The sequence below is a fragment of the Mesorhizobium sp. M1A.F.Ca.IN.020.06.1.1 genome (assembly GCF_004023265.1).
Taxonomy (GTDB): Bacteria; Pseudomonadota; Alphaproteobacteria; order Rhizobiales; family Rhizobiaceae; genus Mesorhizobium.
Window position 1 is genome coordinate 1 of record NZ_RZSR01000754.1, and the last position, 3,000, is coordinate 3,000.

At 61.4% G+C, this 3,000-nt stretch carries 2 protein-coding genes and 1 pseudogene; all 3 read right to left on the bottom strand.

The window, feature by feature from the left end; all coding sequences use genetic code 11:
• A pseudogene (locus tag EOA60_RS26350) lies at positions 1 to 383 on the bottom strand (GMC family oxidoreductase); the annotation flags it as partial.
• Between the two features lie 105 nt (positions 384 to 488).
• Complete coding sequence (locus tag EOA60_RS26355) at positions 489 to 1,820, bottom strand: UDP-glucose/GDP-mannose dehydrogenase family protein (RefSeq protein WP_095824327.1); 1,332 nt, start codon at positions 1,818 to 1,820, stop codon at positions 489 to 491.
• A 130-nt stretch (positions 1,821 to 1,950) separates the two neighbouring features.
• Positions 1,951 to 2,823, bottom strand: coding sequence for a glycoside hydrolase family 16 protein (locus tag EOA60_RS26360; protein ID WP_095824328.1), 873 nt, complete (start codon positions 2,821 to 2,823; stop codon positions 1,951 to 1,953).
• Positions 2,824 to 3,000 lie beyond the last annotated feature (177 nt).

Below are 3,000 nucleotides of genomic sequence, written 5' to 3' on the forward strand. Positions count from 1 at the left end.
CAGTAGAACGGCTCCAGCTCGTCATAGCTGATCGGCCAGTCGTTGCCGACGCCGTATGTGCTCTTCAGCCTGAAGTCGTTGGGATGGAAACGCGGCGTCTGCGCGAACCAGCAGTTGGTGCCACCGCCGAGGCCGATCGTGTAGTTCCACGGCTTGTCGGCATTGTCGGTCTTATAAGTGCTCTCGTCGTCTATGTCGGTGTTGGCGTTCTGGTCAAGCTGCCATTCATGCGTGTTGTGGCGGCCCCATTCCAGCACCAGGACCCGGGCTTTGCGCCGCTTCAGGAACTCATGCAGGAAAAAGGCTGAACCAAACCCGGAACCGATGACGACGAGGTCGAAATGCTCGTTGGCGATCTGTTCGGGCTGAACGTCCATCACCATCAGATCGAATCTCCCGAAACGCGCACGATCATTCGGCACCCCATCATTGTCGGTCCCACTGTCGTTCGCCGGAGCCATGCGGCGGGAAGGTGGCGGCGAACACTGTCATGCCGCCATCCTGCCGATCGAGTGGTATTCGATGCCGTAGCGGGCGATGACCCTCGGGTCGTAGAGGTTGCGGCCGTCGAAGATGACCGGTGTCGACAGCGCGTCCTTGAGCGCGTCGAAGGAGGGAGCCCTGAAGCTCTTCCATTCGGTGCAGATGAGAAGCGCGTCGGCGCCGCGCAGGGCCGCTTCCTTGGTGCCGCACAAGAGAAGGTCCTCGCGCTGGCCGTAGATGGCCTGGCACTCCTGCATGGCCTCCGGATCGTAAGCCTGCACCTTGGCGCCGGCGGCCCAAAGCGCCTCCATCAGCGTGCGCGACGGAGCCTCGCGCATGTCGTCGGTGTTCGGCTTGAAGGCCAGGCCCCACAGCGCAAACGTCTTGCCCTTGAGGGCGCCCTGGAAATAGCGGTTGACCTTGTCGAACAGCACCGATTTCTGCGCGTTATTGCGCTCTTCGACGGCGCGCAGCAGCTTGGCGTCGAACTTGACGCCCTCGGCGGTCTTGATCAGCGCGCGTACATCCTTGGGGAAGCAGGAGCCGCCATAGCCCAGGCCGGGATAGATGAAATGGTAGCCGATGCGCGGATCGCTGCCGATGCCCTTGCGCACCTCCTCTATGTCGGCGCCCAATTGCTCGGCGAGGTTCGCCATCTCGTTCATGAAGCTGATCTTGGTCGCCAGCATGCAGTTGGCCGCATACTTTGTGAACTCGGCGCTGCGGACATCCATCACGATCATCTTCTCGTGGTTGCGATTGAACGGCGCGTAAAGCTCGCGCATCACCGCCTCGGTGGCCTCGCTCGACGTCCCGACGATGATGCGGTCCGGCTTCATGCAGTCGGCGACCGCCGAGCCTTCCTTGAGGAATTCCGGATTCGAAGCCACGTCGAAGGTCAGGTCCTCGCGGCCGCGCGCCTTCAGCGTCTGGGCGACCCTTTCCTTGATCTTCTCGCAGGTGCCGACCGGCACGGTGGACTTGCCGACGACAATCTTGGGCGCGTCCATCTCGCGGCCGATGGCCTCGGCGACGGCAAGCACGTACTTCAGGTCGGCCGAGCCATCCTCGCCAGGGGGCGTGCCGACCGCGATCATCTGGATCTGGCCATGCTTGACCGCCGCGGCCGCGTCGGTCGTGAAGCGGATGCGGCCGGCGGCGTGGTTCTCCTTGACGAGAGCTTCCAGTCCTGGCTCGAAAATCGGGATGAAACCCTGGTTGAGCCGCTCCACCTTCGCTTCGTCGATGTCGACGCACACCACCTCGTGCCCGACTTCCGCAAGCACCGCGGCCTGGACGAGACCGACATAGCCAATTCCAAACACCGTCAAATTCATTTGGTTCTATTCCTGTTTAAGGCCGGGCCGCAAAACGGCCCGGCCAGTTAAGATGTCCCCCAGGCCCATGAGGCCTAGATATTCGGCATGATCCGCATCCCAAAACCAGTTCCTACTTTGGGGGACATGCCTAGTTGCTGTTGGTTATGGTGCATGCCAGCGACTCCGGGAACTGGCACGGCTGGCCGAGCGCTGTGAAAGCGATGCGCTTGACCTGCATGGTCACCTTGCGGCCGGGATCGGCAAAGGCGCCCATCCAGTTGGTCAGCTTGTCGCTGCCCCACAAGCTGAAGAATATTTTTTGCGGATTGGTCGGCAATTCGTCCGGGTTGGTCACCTCGTTGACCAGCTTGCCGTTGACATACCAGCGCAGCCGGTCCTTCTCCCAGACGAACCCATAGTCGTTGAAGCCCTTATCGGCGCCGCCTTCGACGTCGACCAGCTTGCCGTTCTTCGGCTTGCCTTGGATGTAGCTGTTCACCTGGACTTTGGTCGGGTCCTTGGTGAGGACCTCGAAGTCGATCTCGTCCCAGGGCTTTTTGTCCTGCGGTCCGATATAGGTGAAAAAGGCGGCATTGAGGCCGGATCCGGTATCGGTCTTCATCCGCGCCTCATAGACGCCGTAGCCATAGCGCTGCTTGGTCTGGACCTCGGCGCAGGCGAAGTCGCGATCCTTCAGCTTGCGCTTTTCGAAGCTCAGCGACAGCACGCCGTCCGAAAGCCGGACAAGGTCCTTCGACCATGTGCAGTTCTGATGATTGCCGTTGCTCCAGCCGTCGGAGACGAACCAGCGCGAACGGTCGAAATTCGAAAAATTGTCGACGAAGGACGGCGCGCTCTGCATCTCCTCGGCATGCACCGAATGGGGTGGTGCCACAATGGCGGCCGCGGCCGCAACCAGCGCGCCGGCGAGCCAGAGCTTAAGCGTCTTCGACCTATTCGAATTCGCGCGCGGCATGCTGCAAGCAGCCGCGGTGGAGGTGTCGTTCGGATATGCGTTCATGACAAACTTACCTTTGTGCTGTCCGCCCCAACCCAAAGTCATTCCTGGCCCGCCTCCAGAGAGCCGCTTCTGATCCTCCCCCCTCTTACTCCTCTAATGTTTTGCAGCTATGACCGCGCCTGGAAGCGCTGTCAGCCTCTGCCCGCAGACCTTGCCTGTGCGGCCCGCGAACCGGGT

Excerpts from the sequence above, each read along its gene's own strand:
- EOA60_RS26355 (WP_095824327.1), bottom strand. The coding sequence starts at position 1,820 with ATGAATTTGACGGTGTTTGGAATTGGCTATGTCGGTCTCGTCCAGGCC.
- EOA60_RS26360 (WP_095824328.1), bottom strand. The coding sequence starts at position 2,823 with ATGAACGCATATCCGAACGACACCTCCACCGCGGCTGCTTGCAGCATG.